The following is a 14,363-nucleotide window of genomic DNA, read 5'->3' as shown; positions in this document are numbered from 1 at the left end:
CAGTTAACAATTAACAACCAACAACCAACAACCAAAGAATCCCTACCCAACAACCAAGAATCAACCAATAACTTTAAGATTTCAAAATCCACAATTTGACTTATAGTGTGAGGTTGAAAAAAACATTTTTGGCTATCATTCTAGCAAGATTCTAAGCCAACTTCTGAATAAATTTGTCAAAAGGATTATGGTTGGATATCAATTTAAGTGGCCAAAGTTGCAGCCTCTAGCTTATTGCTGGGTGGCATTACTCCTGTGGCTGATGGCGATCGCCCCTGCCCAAGCATCTGTTTTACTGCGGATCGCCATTGAAAACCAAGTGAGTCAGGTAAAAGTGGGGAGTTCCACCAGGGCGATCGTCCGGGATAGCAGTGGTCGCACCTTGGGCGAACTTCCGGGGATGACCGCTTACATGGCTAATTCTAGTGGGTCGGGAGTTGCCCTGCACAATTGGCAAGCTAATCAAATTTACATTCAACCCACTGGCGATGGATATGTGTTTATCGGCGATCGCTGGTATCGGGGCGGCATTAGCCTCGTGCGGACTGACGGCGGACTCACGGCGGTGAATAACGTTAACCTAGAACATTATCTTTACAGCGTCATAGGGGCGGAAATGAGTCCCAACTGGCCCCTAGAAGCCCTAAAAGCCCAAGCTGTCGCGGCTCGTTCCTATGCCCTCTACCAGCGAGAACGTGGGGGCAACCCAACTTATGATCTCGGTGACACCCAAGGGTGGCAAGTTTACAAAGGCTTAGAAAGCGAAGCCACCAGCACTTATGCTGCGGTAGACGCCACTGCCGGACAGGTTATGGTTTGCAACGGCAAAATTATTGAAGCATTTTTCCACTCATCATCGGGCGGACATACGGAAAACGTCGAAGAAGTTTGGACTGAAGCCAGACCTTATTTACGGGGAGTTCCCGACTACGATCGCGGTGCCCCTGTTTACGAATGGAGCACCAGCGTCTCCGTCTCTCAACTCAGCAATCTGATTTCCGGGGTGGGCAATATCGTCAGTATGCAACCGGAAAAAACCACCAAAACTGGACGAGTCATCACCATGAAAGTAATTGGCGACAGCGGACAGCGGGCGATCGACGGTGAACAAATCCAAAGACTCCTGGGGCTCAAAAGTACCCGGTTTAGCATTCAAAAAGCCAATGGCATCTTTCAAGTCTATGGCAAAGGATTTGGTCACGGCGTGGGGATGAGTCAATGGGGAGCCCATAATTTAGCGCGATCGGGAGCCAACTACCAACAAATGCTCTATCACTATTATCAGAATGCTTCCCTAGCCAAATTACAAGTTGAATAAATTTAGTTATTGGTTGTTATTTATTGGTTTTTAGTTATTGGTTATTGGTTATTGATTATTGATTATTGGTTATTTAATAGTTTAGGTTCACAACCAATAACCAATAACCAATAACCAATAACATTATAGTTTTCCTGAGAAAAACTTCATGGCTTTTTGGACTAATGACAATCCCTCACCAGATTGTTTTTCTAATTCTGATAAACCAGTTTTTTGGGCAAACTCTTTTTGAGAAATTTGCCCAGACTGACGTTGTTCAAAAGCTTCAACGACCATCAATAAATCATCAATGAAATCATCAATGGAAAAATTGAACCCATACTTAGCCGCCCGGTTAATAATTGCCTCACCAGGTTTTCCTTTCAGGGGTTTTGCTTAGTCGGCATCTAATTCCATGATACTACTAATATCACCATCCACCACGCCCAGTAAGCTGGCTACTTCTTGCTTAAGGGCTGCATCTTCAGCAGTTTTTAACATAAATGAAATCACTGCGGTATATTTCGCAGACCGCATCTTTTTATTATCTAAATATTCAATTTTTACTTCTCCATTAGGCTGGGTGATTTTGCGGTAGCGCCGCCCCAAAAATACTAACTCCACACTGGTTTCTTTTTTCTGGTCAGAAATGCCAGTTAACTGCACAAAATATGCCGGAGAAATTTTCCCAAGTTTTTGCTGTTCAAATATATTGAGAACAGTGTTTAAATCTGCTTTACTAAAGTAAAAGTTATATTTAGCAGCTAATTGGACTACCAGAGAATTTTTTGGGCTTTTCAAGGCGGCCATTTCTTCAGCATCTAATTCATCTATGGTGCTGATATCCCCATCCCCGACGCCCAAAATGTTCTTTAGTTCTTGTTGTAAAACTTGATGTTCCCCGGTTTTTTCCATAAATTGTACCACTTGTGCTGTTGATTTAGGGGTCGATGGACAAGTGATGACAGTTTTCTGATAAGGAAGACCTGGAAACATGAATTCGATGGTTTGTTCCACGCAGGCTAGATACTCTGGGTGCGCTTGTTGCAGGTTTGAGGAATTAATAAACTGAGAAAATTCGGCTTCGGAAATGGCTCAAGCCCGGTGTTTTTCAAAGATATCAATCACTTGCACTAAGTCATTGACAGAGAACTGAAACCCATTTTCTTTGGCCAAATTCACCACGGCAGATCCATATTCAACTTTGAGTGCTTTGGCTTCGGAGGTATCGAGTTCTTGGCTCGTACTAATATTTCCATCTCCAGCACCGATCGGAATTTGCAGTTATTTTTGTAATTCCCGATCTTCAGCAGTTTTTTCCATAAAGGCAATGACTTAGGAAATTGCCTCAGAAGTTGTGAGGCGATCGCCTGCTTTCACTGAACTAATTTTCGTGGTGATATTAGGGTTTGTCGCCACTTTTTTAGTATAGCGGCGATCCAAAAACACCAACTCAATGGTTTGTTCCGCTGAAAACAGGTGATCTTTGATATCTTGATGTAGATCGGATGAAGTAATAAATTTAGTAAATTCTGCTTCGGAAAGTTCCCCTGACTGATGTTTTTCAAACGCGGTAATCACTTGAATCAACTCATCAGTAGAAAACTCAAAACCATTTTGCGCCGCCAAGTTGACCACAGCAATTCCTGATTCACCCTTGAGCACGGTAGCTTCTGCGGTATCCAGTTGCTCGACACTGCTGATATCCCCATCTTCCGTTCCCATAACGCTTTGAAGCTGTTGCTGAAGGGCTTCGTCTGTAGCAGTTTTCTCCATAAACTGAATGACTTGCTCTATACTCATCTTTCTCATCTCCGATTTAATCAAATTAATAAAAGTTTTGCCAAAATTTCCGAGGATTTACTCTGGATCCAGAGACAAGCCCTGGCGACTCTCTCTGGTTGATAGCTGATATGCTGAATGTTGATGTAATTTTTGCCCTAGGACTTACCCACTCAAACTAGAGATAGCGGCTTTCCCTGGGGGGATTGCCCCGTGGATTACCCTAAATATAAACACCATAAGTAATCAACACCGTGAGTAAGTCATATAAGCAATTTGCTTATTTATCAATAACCTAAAAGCTGATGAATTTTCATCGGTTAAATGTTAAGTTTTATGACAAAGTGATCGCAAATTATCTTCTGATAAATAGACAAGAAGGCTTTCATTGGTTCAAAGCCCCCTTGGATCAGCGATCGGTTACGGGGAGCGAAGCCGGTATGAAAGCCAGAATTGCCTAATGAACAGCACCAGGATATACAAGGAGATATTTGTTGCGCCGATGAATCAAGCAGAGAATCAATGTTAAAAATACTGGGTTTTCATCCATTGATTTTTATTCCCCAAACATCTGGAAACACTCTCAAATTTATCCGCCGGATCCCAATTAGTCCAGAGCAGAGAGAAACGTTTGCTATCATCGGGAAATGATGATAATTCTTGAATTATCGTCACGGTGAATCAAAGAATATAGGAGCAACTATGACGACTCAGTTAACCCCAGGAAATGATATCTTTGACGGCACTGATAGTGACGACACCATTCTTGGTCTGGATGGCAATGACATCATTAGGGGATTAGAGGGTAATGACATTATCTCTGGAAATCAACGCAACGATCAAATTTTTGGCGGCTTGGGTGACGATAGCCTCTATGGCGGAAAAGAAGATGATATTGTGCAAGGGGGTGCTGGTAATGACTATGTATTTGGGGATTTAGGCAATGATACTCTCTGGGGCGATGATGGGAATGATTTTGTTTTTGGTGGACTCGGTAACGATCTGATTTATGGCAACCGAGGCAATGATGTCATCTATAGCAACGAAGGTGACGATACTTTATATGGTGGGAAAGAAAACGATACTCTGTTTGGTGGTCGTGGCAATGACTTTTTGTCTGGGGACTTAGGCAACGATGTGCTGTTTGGGGATGAAGGTATGAATACCTTAAGCGGTGGATCGGGTAACGATATCTTCGTTTTGCAAAGAAAATTTACTGCCACTACCCTGCAAAGCAGTGATGTGATCCTGGACTTTACGAAAGGTCAGGATAAAATCGGTTTAACCGGCGATCTGGCTTTTGAAGAATTGGCGATTTATGGCGGTGTCCGGGAATATCTTGGGGATACGATTATTCAGGACAAAACCACTGGGCGATATTTTGCGGTCTTGAAAAATGTGGACAGTACCACCCTGACTGCCTCGGATTTTACGACCAACCTGACTCCGGTGGGTTCTACAACTCCAGAACAAGTGACCGATCCGACCGCTGGGGAAGATACTTTAAGCTTTGAGATTTCTGAATATGGTATTGAGGAAGGCGGGCAGACGGATACTCAGACCATCACGGTACAACGAGATGGCCCTGCCCGTGGGATCGCGTTGGTAGATTATGCTACGGTGGAAGGCACTGCCCGCGCTGGGTCTGATTTTCAAGCCACTGGCGGTAATTTGATTTTTAACCCTGGTGAACTGACCCAGAGTTTTACGGTGAGGATTTTAGACGATTTAATCCGAGAACCGGATGAGCGTTTTTTCGTGGAACTGCGTAATCCTGCGGGTTCAGCGACGATCGGCACTTCCAATCGGACGACGATTGTGATTAGCGATAATGACAGTTTGCCCCAGGTGCAGTTTACGGATAATAGTTATACGGTGAATGAAACGGATCGGACGGCGACTATTACGGTGACTGTGAATGGAGTTTCAGAAACTCCGTTTACGGTGGAGTATGGGACTAGAGAACGCACGGCGATCGCCGATCAGGACTATGTGGAAACCTCCGGCATTCTGAGTTTTATCCCCGGACAGACGATTCAGAGTTTCACGGTGCCCATTCTCCAGGATAATATTGACGACGCGAATGAGACGATCGCCCTATTTTTAACGAATCCTTCTGCGGGTGCGATTCTCGGCACTCCAGCCGATGCAACTCTAACCATTTTATAATGCTTGAGATGATGCTTTAAAGGATTAGCTGATGGGTCTGAGAAACCGGGTTTTTGAATATTGGGAATAAATTTGCTCGTTTATATCAGCTAACCCGGTTTCTGTTCGCCCCAACCCGTGCATCGGACGCAATTTCGGTTTTCCCTGAGATGAGTTGGAAAAACTTATCAAGTTTAGAGTGATTAATAACGCCAAGAAATGAGAAAATTAATTTTGTCAGCGTTCTCATACACTAATGAATCACCAACCGAAAATTATTGTTCTTGATGATGACCCGACCGGATCCCAAACCGTTCATAGTTGCCTGCTATTAATGCAGTGGGATATCGAAACCTTGCGCTTGGGGTTGCGGGATGAGTCGCCGATTTTCTTTGTGTTAACCAATACCCGATCGCTTACTCCCGAACAAGCGACGGAAGTTACTCGCGAAGTTTGCCAAAATTTGAAAGCAGCTTTAGGGTGGGAAAATATCCAACAATGGCTGATTGTTAGTCGGTCTGACTCCACTTTGCGGGGACATTACCCCGTAGAAACCGATGCGATCGCGGCGGAACTTGGGCCATTTGATGCCCATTTTCTCACCCCAGCCTTTTTTGAAGGTGGGCGCGTCACTAAAAATAGTATCCATTATTTAATCATTGATGGGGTAGAAACTCCCGTTGATCAAACGGAATTTGCCCGTGACTCTGTATTTGGTTATCACCATAGTTACTTGCCGGATTATGTGGCAGAAAAAACCCAAGGGCTGATTAAATCTGACCAAGTAGAAAGGTTTTTACTCGCAGATATTCGCGCCGGAAGTAAAGACCGCCTAATGCAACTTAAGGATAACTGTTGCTGTGCGGTTGATGGAGAAAAACAAGCGGATTTAGACCGCTTTGCGGCGGATATTTTGAGTGCTGCATCTGAAGGGAAAAAGTTCCTCTTTCGCAGTGCGGCCAGTCTGCTAACTTCCCTGGCAAATCTTGGGCCACAACCAATTCCAGCAGACGAAATGGCGAAATATGTCCGGGAAGGTAAACCGGGGGCAATTATTGTTGGTTCTCATGTGAAAAAAACCACCCAACAATTAGAAAATTTGCTGCAAGATTCTGGGGTAGTGGGGATTGAAGTAGATGTGTCTCATTTACTAGAAGATTCGGCGACCCAGCGGGAAACTTTGCTAGGGAATACTTTAGCCAAAGTACAGCAAGTGCATGACTCAGGAAAAACCCCGGTAGTTTATACTTCAAGGCAAGAATTAGTCTTTGATAGTACGGGAGTTCGCCTGCAATTTGGCTTGGCTGTTTCGGCACTTTTAATGGATATTGTCCGAGGTTTGCCCAAAGATATCGGATTTTTAATTAGTAAAGGTGGGATTACTTCTAATGATGTTTTAAGCACTGGGTTAGCGTTGCGAACTGCCCGATTATTGGGCCAAGTTTTAGCCGGTTGTTCAATGGTACGAACTCCCGCTGACCATCCCCAGTTTCCCGATTTGCCGGTGGTGTTATTCCCCGGAAATGTTGGGGATGCTACTGGGTTGTTGACGGTTTATCAACGGTTAAGTCAGCATATTTAGATCGGTGATATAATTAGAGATACCCCCAGCCCCCCTTTTTAAGGGGGGCTGAAGAATTCTCTAGGGCATTGCCCAACATCATAAATTTGGGGATGATATTTTACATAAATTTGGCTGAAAATTGCCCAGTAAACTGGTGAATTAGATGATGAATATAACCATAAATTTAGTCAATTTAACCTGAATTATTCACATACATATGATGATATGTCTGATGAAAATTTAGCCCAGAAAAGTTTAGCCTATTTACCATATGATATCGGTGTTTGTCAGGAAGCGGTAAAACCCCTGCAAAATGGCGCGGTTAATTATCTAAAATAAGCAAAACTTTTAGGGAATAAAGGGAGATTTTTGGCGGCAATTGGGGGGATTCAGCAAGCGGTGGCGATCGCTCCATATTTTAGTGAAGCTTATTTGTATTTAGGGCAACTTTTTCAACAAACTAAGGATTTTGAACAGGCGATCGCGGCTTATTTAGAAGTCTTGGGAATTCAGCCGGATTATCTAGCCGCTTATGCCCAGTTAGCCTAAATTCTGAGACATCTGGGGAGATTGCAGGATGCCCAATTGTGCGATCGCTATAAATTGTCAGTGGATCTGGTGCATGAATTTTATCCAAATCCTCGACCTTGGACAATTTTTTCTGAAGCAAATCATTGCCCAGCAGAAATTACCGCTAGTCAGATTTATCCACCGATTAAAATACAACTTTATCCGCCAAAAAGTGTAGAAAATCAAGTAGATAAATGTTTTAAAATAACCAGCTTTGCATATTTGCCCGCCGAGGTGGCGATAGTACACCGGCACCGCTTCGCGAACGCCCAAAATGGCAGGGCTTGGGCAGATTATTATACCGTAGCTTTTCTCACCTCAAGCAATCAGTTAATCTTCGCATACTCTTGTGGCAGTTCGCCCATCATTGCCGCTTCCCAAAAATTACCGCCTCCCCTACAAATTCCCGGAACCGTTGCCTTTTTATCCGTCCGCTGGGGCAGCACATATTTTCATTGGATGACTGACTTATTGCCCCGCATTGAATTACTGCGTCTCAGTGGCATTGACTTGGCAAAAATTGATAAATTTGTGGTAGAATCCCTACCTGTTGCCAGCTTCCTTATGAAAAAGCCACCTTAAATCACTTGGGGATTCCCGAAGATAAAATTATTGAAAGTCAGCAATATCCTCATATTCAGGCGGAAAAATTATTAATTCCTTATGTACATTACCAAGGGGCAAACTGGGTGGGAAATTTTCTGAGACGAGAATTTTTGCCCAAATCTCTAAGTAAATATTTAAATCTAAGTAATAATTCAACTCATCAGCGAATTTATATTAGCCGCAAATATGCCCAATATCGGCGCATCATTAATGAAACCGAATTAGTCAGTTACTTAGGGGCGAATTTTGGCTTTCAATCGGTCACTTTAGAGACTCTACCTTTAGCGGAACAAGTGGCCGTATTATCGGCGGCCAAAGTCGTCATTGCCCCTCATGGGGCAGGGCTGCCGAATTTGGTATTTTGTGCGCCGGTAACCAAAATTATTGAAATTTTTTCGCCCCACTATATTAATCGTTGCTACTGGTTACTCAGTCAGCAAGTAAGCCTTGACTATTACTATTTATTGGCAGAGAATCATTTGGCTGATGGCTGGGAAAATTATCCGAAAAATCAGCCCGGTAGTCCCACTCAGGATCCAGATATGTTGGTGAGTCTAGATAAGTTAGCTAAATTACTAGAGGTTGCCGAAGTGGAGCCTATTTATAACGTTTTCAGTTAAAAATGCAGTATGAAGGGCGCGGCGGAAAAGCGCCCAAATTAACCTCGTAATTGTAGCCATAATTTTTGATGCTGGGTATAAGTTGCTAGGAGAATAAACAATTCTGGCAAAATTCTCATAACCGGGCGAAGAACAACCTTCCGCACCATCACTAATCTGACCGTTGGAGTGATTAAGCCACAGACAATGACCGTTGAATTTTGGGCTTTTGACTGGGTAGAAAGTTTTGCGCGTGCAAAATCTGGATTAAATTAATCTCAGTTTCCAATAAGCAAGCATGACCACTATTTTTAAGGATAACTTTTTGAGCTTTGGGAATGAATTGAGTTAATCGGTGTGATTCGTTGACGGAAGGGAGTAATAAGTCATGGGTACTGGCGATCGCGAGGACAGGATGGGGAATTTTCGCCAGTTGATGGGGATGGATTTCAAACTCTCGAAGTAAATTTAAGCGCCAGATACTTGATGGGTGGCTGACGGACTGCATGGCGGCTAGTAAGTCTTGACTTTCTCTGGGAGCCATGCGATCCAAGGATCCTAAAAAGGGTAATAAACCGATGACGCCCACGTGATAGATGGGGGTGGGCACCCAGCCCGGTAAGTAGGAACCCCATAAGAGCCAAGTTTGTTGATTAAAACAAGAAGCGGGATTGACTAAGATGATGCGATCAAGTAAATTTGGGGCGACAACGGCGACTTGTAAGGCTAAACATCCGCCAAAGGATTCGCCACAAAGGTAGACCGGACGCTGGTGGAGGCGAATTTCGCGGCCCAGTAAGCCAATGACGGACTGGGTGAGTTGTTCCCAGGTGGATAGATCGTCGGGGGGAATGCTTAAACAACGAATATCAAAGGTTGCCCCTAGGTTAAAGGTTTCGATCTGATGGCGCAGAAGGGATCCGGTGCCATCCATTCCGGGGAAAAATATGAGTAAGGGTTTGTCTGGTTGGGGGGGGTTCGGGCAGCGCCAATGAATTTTTTGTTTAAATCTCAACATGGTTGGAGTGCTATAAATCGCCAAGCAAAGGAAGACTTTAACGGATCCTCAGTAAGTTTAACACCAAACAACCCAATGCCTGAATCATCCGCCACTACAATGACACCTGACTCATAAAATAATCACAGGATAATGGCAGGATAATGGCAGGCAAAATCAATCAAGGGATTCCGCCCGGGTCGCCGGACATTGCCACCATCAGCACCAGTGCATCCATAAAAGGTGATTCCTCACGAGTGACAATCTGCGACAATCTGGTCTTTGGCGGTTAAAAAATACCATAAATTTTTCAGATCAAGGAATGGATCTGATATGATATTCACTTGATCTAAATTGTAATAAATCTTTACAAATGGTGAGAAATTTATCTAAGTTGAGGTGTTTGAGTTCAAGAGACAGATTCTTGGATCGTCACCGGATGACGGCGGAAAAACTCCTACCCGCTTCAGCCAGAAAAAGCCCGGGCAAAGCAGACAAACTGGATTGGTGGATTCGGGGTAAAAAACTGGCATTGACCCTGGTTTAATCAGGAAATTCCCTCTCCAATTTACTTTTTGAGCGGTCAATCGCTCAGGGCGTTAAGGGGAAAAAGCGATCGCGCGTTGCGGATGCAATATCGTTAGCTGAGGAGAAAAGTTAAAAAATCCTGATTTACAACCAGATTTACAACCAGATTTACAATCCGGTAAACCTTTATCAATAAATGCTACTGAAATCAATCACAACCATACTGGATAAATTCTCTGAGTAACAAATGGTTAAATACCCTTTAAAATAGAAGATCGAAATCCGCCAGCATTCGGCTAAAACTGCTCGTCAAAAGAATCCCTACCCGTTGCGAATGTGTAAGCGGACTAATTTATCAGGAGTAATCGTTGACTTAACAACCATCTATATAGGAAACTGACTATTTGGGTTCTAACCCTCAAAAAACAAGCCAGCTTGTCGATCAAGTGAAACAAGGGAATTCAACCGCATCAAACTTGACTGCCTAGGAGCGTGCGGAAGCAGAACTCAGGGCAATAAGTCACTCAGGACTTTTTGCTAGGGAGAGGTTTGCAGTTCTCACCCTCACCCGTACAAGCTGACACCAATCAAAGGAATTTACTAATCCATCACTGATGGAGATACTTATTAATCTAATCCATGAACTCTCACCAGACACAGAAAAAAACCTTTGCGATCACAACCCCTCTGTATTATGTCAATGATGTGCCTCATATTGGCAGTGCCTATACCACTATGGCTGCTGATGTGAGGTCAAGATTTGAGCGTTTGCTTGGCCATTCAGTGTTAATGATTACGGGCAGCGATGAACATGGCCAGAAAATTCAGCGCACCGCTGAGAGTAATGGGCGATCGCCCCAAGAACATTGCGACCAAATCGTTCAAAAATTTCTCGACCTTTGGGATCGACTAAATATTCGCTACGATAGATTTAGCCGCACCACTGCCCCACGTCACGAAAAGATCGTCCAAGAATTCTTTGGTCGGGTTTGGGACAAAGGCGACATTTACCTGGGGCAGCAACAAGGTTGGTACTGCGTCTCCTGTGAGGAATTCAAAGAAGAACGCGATCTGTTAGCGGGTCATCGTTGCCCCCTACACCCCAACCGAGAAGCGGAATGGCGAGATGAACAAAACTATTTCTTTCGTCTGTCCAAATACCAAGGTCAACTGGAAACCCTCTATCAAGAGCGACCGGATTTTATCCAACCGGAAACCCGTCGGAACGAGGTGCTAAACTTTGTCAGCCGAGGATTGCAGGACTTCTCAATTTCTCGCGTGAATCTTGATTGGGGCTTTCCCGTACCCACCGATCCCCGGCATACTCTTTATGTTTGGTTTGATGCCCTCTTAGGGTATGTGACGGCCTTGTTAGATCCTGATGATGACCCCACTTTAGAAAATGCCATCTCAAAGTGGTGGCCAATTAATATTCACCTGATTGGAAAAGATATTTTACGATTTCATGCGGTTTATTGGCCAGCGATGTTAATGTCCGCTGATTTGCCGGTTTCTGGTTATGTCTTTGGACATGGTTTTTTAACCAAAGACGGTCAGAAGATGGGCAAGACTCTGGGCAATACGGTGGATCCGTTTCAGTTGGTCGAAAAATATGGCGCTGATGCGGTGCGGTACTATTTTCTCAAAGAGATTGAATTTGGCAAAGATGGCGATTTTAATGAAGAGCGATTTATTAATGTGGTCAATGCGGATCTGGCCAATGATTTGGGAAATTTGCTGAATCGCACCCTAGGCATGGCGAAAAAATACTGTCAAGGCATCGTCCCGGCGATCGCCCCTGATGAAATTTCTCTGGATCATCCTTTAAAATCCCTCAGTGCAAATTTAGCTCCAGGAGTGGCTCAAAGTTATAAAACTTTAGCCTTTAGTCAAGCCTGCGAACAAATCCTAAATTTGATCCGAGCCGGAAATAAATATATAGATGAACAAGCGCCTTGGAGTCTATATAAACAAGGCGAACAAAAAGCAGTTGAAGAAGTAATCTACACTGTGTTAGAATCCGTCCGATTAGCGGCTTATCTGTTGTCGCCAATCATTCCACAGGTTAGTACAGCAATTTATCAGCAGTTAGGATTTTCAATCGATTTTAATGCCATATTAATTGATGAATCTGTGGGCTTTTCCAGGCATGGATCTTGGGGAGTTTTGCCGCCAAACCAAACATTGGAAAAACCGCAACCTGTATTTCAAAAATTGGAGCGAATTAACGAAACATCGGTTTAAGGCGGCAATGGCTAATCTAAAGTAACGAATCCATTTAGAAGGGGTTTAGATTCATTTGGCATAAATTCTCAGGATTTATCCAAACGAGCGTCTCCCCTGATTCATTTTTTTATCATAACAAAAGAGGAATAATAACAATGTTGAATCATCATCCTGAAACGGAAAGTATATTCAGCGCTGAACGAGTCTTAGAAAATCGCGGAAGGGTGGCGATTTTTATTGATGGATCTAATTTGTTCTATGCAGCTTTACAGCTAGGAATTGAAATAGATTACACTAAGCTTTTGTGTCGTCTAACCGCTGGTTCGCGGTTGCTCCGCTCATTTTTCTATACTGGGGTAGACCGCACCAATGAAAAACAACAAGGGTTTTTGCTGTGGATGCGGCGGAATGGCTATCGAGTGATTGCCAAAGATTTGGTCCAACTTCCTGATGGGTCAAAAAAGGCTAATCTGGATGTGGAAATTGCCGTAGATATGATGGCTTTGGTGGGTTCTTATGATACGGCGGTGTTGGTGAGTGGAGATGGGGATTTAGCTTATGCGGTGGATGCGGTCAGCTATCGCGGGGTGCGAGTGGAAGTGGTGAGTTTACGCTCGATGACCAGTGATAGTCTGATTAATGTCGCCGATCGCTATATCGATCTAGAATCAGTTAAAGAGGATATTCAAAAAACTCCTCGCAGTCATAACACTTATACCTACCGTCCGCTCTCTAGTTTGAGCATGATGGATGAAAGAGAGGAACGATAATCTGTTGCCAATTCACTCTGAAAAATCAATGTCAAAAGTTGCTCGACGCACGACTGGTTTTGTTTGGAAAGTGTGTGCTTATCTGCTTTTGATGACTCAGTTGATGACTCAATTGGGTTATTTATTGATTTTTCAGGGTTTCTTGTTGATTGGTTTGTTGGCGGTCGGGGGCTGTGGTTCTCCAGACCCCAACTCGACGGCCAAGAATGGGGCTGAGGAAAAGTTAGATCCAAGTTTAACTTTTAAAGATGTCACTTTGGATCAGGTGAATGAGGAGGGGGAAAAGATATGGACGGTGCGATCGCCCTTGGCTAAGTACCGGAATGAAAAAAAAATTGTCAACGTGGAACTTCCCCAAGGAGAATTGTTCCAAAATGGTAAGTTACTCTACAAGTTTTCCGCAAAAAAAGGGGAAGTCCATCAAAATGGCGAAAAAATTCTCCTCCAAGAAAATATTGTGGCAACTGACCCCGAAAATGGGGCGGCGCTGCGGGGTCAGGAATTAGAATGGTTTCCTAAACAAAACTTGTTAATTGTGCGCCAATTAATCGGCACTCATCCCCAAATGGAAATTTCGGCTCAGGAAGGAAAAGTTCTAACCAAAATGAATCAGCTAGAGTTGCAGGGGAATGTGGTGGCAACCACGAAAGAGCCGGTATTACAAATGCGGAGTGAAGCCCTAGTTTGGCTAGTGAAGCAACAATTGGTAAAGAGCGATCGCACCCTAGAATTTGACCGTTACCTTTGCAATTCTGTGGCCAATTGTGCCCCAAGCGATCGCAGTGTGAGCGATCGCGGGGAATATAATTTGCAAACCCTAGTGGCGAAACTAGAAAATAACGTGCAACTGACTCTCTCCCAACCGCCGATCAATGTTCAGAGTGATTTGATCTTGTGGAGTTTAACGGCACAAACGGTGACTTCAGAAAAACCCCTCCAAGCGTTTCATCGGCAGCGACAATTTACCCTGACCGGCAATCAAGGAGTGCTGAATTTACCCACGGAACTGTTAACGGTGACGGGCAATGTCAGGGCAACGGGCAATCCGCAAAAACCGTTTAATTTGCAAGCCAATCTGATGGTCTGGGATATTCCCAAAGAAGAAATGGAAGCCGAAGGAAATGTGGTTTATCAACAAGCCAACCCTCCTTTAACCCTCAGCGGGCAGAAAGCTTTTGGCAAACTAAGGAATCAAACGGTGCTGATGACTGGGGGAAATGTGGTGACAGAAGTAGTTCCATAAAGATCGGGCTGCCGCTGCGATCGCCGTTTTCCT

At 43.9% G+C, this 14,363-nt stretch carries 13 protein-coding genes; 9 read left to right on the top strand and 4 right to left on the bottom strand.

Annotated features, from left to right (window positions below; all coding sequences use genetic code 11):
• Positions 1-187: 187 nt before the first annotated feature.
• Positions 188-1,318, top strand: a complete 1,131-nt coding sequence (locus ABWT76_RS23460) for a SpoIID/LytB domain-containing protein (protein WP_054469552.1) — start codon at positions 188-190, stop codon at positions 1,316-1,318.
• Between the two features lie 123 nt (positions 1,319-1,441).
• Here ABWT76_RS23460 and ABWT76_RS23455 read toward each other — a convergent pair whose 3' ends face one another.
• The 3 genes from ABWT76_RS23455 to ABWT76_RS23445 all read right to left on the bottom strand — a co-directional run bounded on the left by ABWT76_RS23455 (position 1,442) and on the right by ABWT76_RS23445 (position 3,100).
• Complete coding sequence (locus tag ABWT76_RS23455; protein WP_156332025.1) at positions 1,442-1,594, bottom strand: hypothetical protein; 153 nt, start codon at positions 1,592-1,594, stop codon at positions 1,442-1,444.
• A gap of 99 nt (positions 1,595-1,693) precedes the next feature.
• The gene (locus ABWT76_RS23450) at positions 1,694-2,293 is read right to left on the bottom strand and encodes a flagellar biosynthetic protein FliO (RefSeq protein ID WP_054469551.1); all 600 of its coding nucleotides are present in this window, start codon (positions 2,291-2,293) and stop codon (positions 1,694-1,696) included.
• Positions 2,294-2,632: 339 nt separating this feature from the next.
• Positions 2,633-3,100 (bottom strand): Nif11-like leader peptide family natural product precursor, encoded by a 468-nt coding sequence (locus ABWT76_RS23445; protein ID WP_072160907.1) that lies wholly within the window; start codon positions 3,098-3,100, stop codon positions 2,633-2,635.
• A 681-nt stretch (positions 3,101-3,781) separates the two neighbouring features.
• Here ABWT76_RS23445 and ABWT76_RS23440 point away from each other — a divergent pair.
• The 5 genes from ABWT76_RS23440 (at position 3,782) to ABWT76_RS23420 (ending at position 8,587) form a co-directional block, all read left to right on the top strand.
• On the top strand, positions 3,782-5,248 hold the full coding sequence (locus ABWT76_RS23440; RefSeq protein WP_054469549.1) for a calcium-binding protein: 1,467 nt from the start codon (positions 3,782-3,784) through the stop codon (positions 5,246-5,248).
• 235 nt (positions 5,249-5,483) lie between these two features.
• Positions 5,484-6,809: a four-carbon acid sugar kinase family protein gene (locus ABWT76_RS23435; protein ID WP_054469548.1), complete on the top strand. Its 1,326-nt coding sequence runs from the start codon at positions 5,484-5,486 to the stop codon at positions 6,807-6,809.
• Between the two features lie 351 nt (positions 6,810-7,160).
• Positions 7,161-7,340, top strand: a complete 180-nt coding sequence (locus ABWT76_RS23430; RefSeq protein WP_054469547.1) for a tetratricopeptide repeat protein — start codon at positions 7,161-7,163, stop codon at positions 7,338-7,340.
• Between the two features lie 21 nt (positions 7,341-7,361).
• Positions 7,362-7,943: a hypothetical protein gene (locus ABWT76_RS23425; RefSeq protein WP_054469546.1), complete on the top strand. Its 582-nt coding sequence runs from the start codon at positions 7,362-7,364 to the stop codon at positions 7,941-7,943.
• 5 nt (positions 7,944-7,948) lie between these two features.
• A complete protein-coding gene (locus tag ABWT76_RS23420) occupies positions 7,949-8,587 on the top strand; it encodes a DUF563 domain-containing protein (RefSeq protein ID WP_054469545.1) in 639 nt (212 codons plus the stop codon).
• Positions 8,588-8,759: 172 nt separating this feature from the next.
• Here ABWT76_RS23420 and ABWT76_RS23415 read toward each other — a convergent pair whose 3' ends face one another.
• Positions 8,760-9,584, bottom strand: a complete 825-nt coding sequence (locus tag ABWT76_RS23415) for an alpha/beta fold hydrolase (protein ID WP_054469544.1) — start codon at positions 9,582-9,584, stop codon at positions 8,760-8,762.
• Between the two features lie 1,146 nt (positions 9,585-10,730).
• Here ABWT76_RS23415 and metG point away from each other — a divergent pair.
• From metG to lptC, 3 genes are all read left to right on the top strand, one after another.
• On the top strand, positions 10,731-12,335 hold the full coding sequence (metG, locus tag ABWT76_RS23410; RefSeq protein WP_354635026.1) for a methionine--tRNA ligase: 1,605 nt from the start codon (positions 10,731-10,733) through the stop codon (positions 12,333-12,335).
• 137 nt (positions 12,336-12,472) lie between these two features.
• Positions 12,473-13,087 (top strand): NYN domain-containing protein, encoded by a 615-nt coding sequence (locus ABWT76_RS23405; protein WP_054469542.1) that lies wholly within the window; start codon positions 12,473-12,475, stop codon positions 13,085-13,087.
• Positions 13,088-13,115: 28 nt separating this feature from the next.
• On the top strand, positions 13,116-14,330 hold the full coding sequence (lptC, locus tag ABWT76_RS23400; RefSeq protein WP_054469541.1) for an LPS export ABC transporter periplasmic protein LptC: 1,215 nt from the start codon (positions 13,116-13,118) through the stop codon (positions 14,328-14,330).
• Positions 14,331-14,363 lie beyond the last annotated feature (33 nt).

Origin of the sequence: Planktothricoides raciborskii GIHE-MW2 (genome assembly GCF_040564635.1) — a bacterium.
In the GTDB taxonomy this organism is placed as follows: domain Bacteria; phylum Cyanobacteriota; class Cyanobacteriia; order Cyanobacteriales; family Laspinemataceae; genus Planktothricoides; species Planktothricoides raciborskii.
Note: the sequence above shows the minus strand (reverse complement) of the source record. Positions and strands in the feature narration are given on the sequence as shown.

Bases quoted from the DNA above. Each gene is read 5' to 3' on its own strand.
- ABWT76_RS23460 (WP_054469552.1), top strand. From the start codon at position 188: ATGGTTGGATATCAATTTAAGTGGCCAAAGTTGCAGCCTCTAGCTTAT.
- ABWT76_RS23455 (WP_156332025.1), bottom strand. From the start codon at position 1,594: ATGGTCGTTGAAGCTTTTGAACAACGTCAGTCTGGGCAAATTTCTCAA.
- ABWT76_RS23450 (WP_054469551.1), bottom strand. From the start codon at position 2,293: ATGTTTCCAGGTCTTCCTTATCAGAAAACTGTCATCACTTGTCCATCG.
- ABWT76_RS23445 (WP_072160907.1), bottom strand. From the start codon at position 3,100: ATGAGTATAGAGCAAGTCATTCAGTTTATGGAGAAAACTGCTACAGAC.
- ABWT76_RS23440 (WP_054469549.1), top strand. From the start codon at position 3,782: ATGACGACTCAGTTAACCCCAGGAAATGATATCTTTGACGGCACTGAT.
- ABWT76_RS23435 (WP_054469548.1), top strand. From the start codon at position 5,484: ATGAATCACCAACCGAAAATTATTGTTCTTGATGATGACCCGACCGGA.
- ABWT76_RS23415 (WP_054469544.1), bottom strand. From the start codon at position 9,584: ATGTTGAGATTTAAACAAAAAATTCATTGGCGCTGCCCGAACCCCCCC.
- metG (WP_354635026.1), top strand. From the start codon at position 10,731: ATGAACTCTCACCAGACACAGAAAAAAACCTTTGCGATCACAACCCCT.
- ABWT76_RS23405 (WP_054469542.1), top strand. From the start codon at position 12,473: ATGTTGAATCATCATCCTGAAACGGAAAGTATATTCAGCGCTGAACGA.
- lptC (WP_054469541.1), top strand. From the start codon at position 13,116: ATGTCAAAAGTTGCTCGACGCACGACTGGTTTTGTTTGGAAAGTGTGT.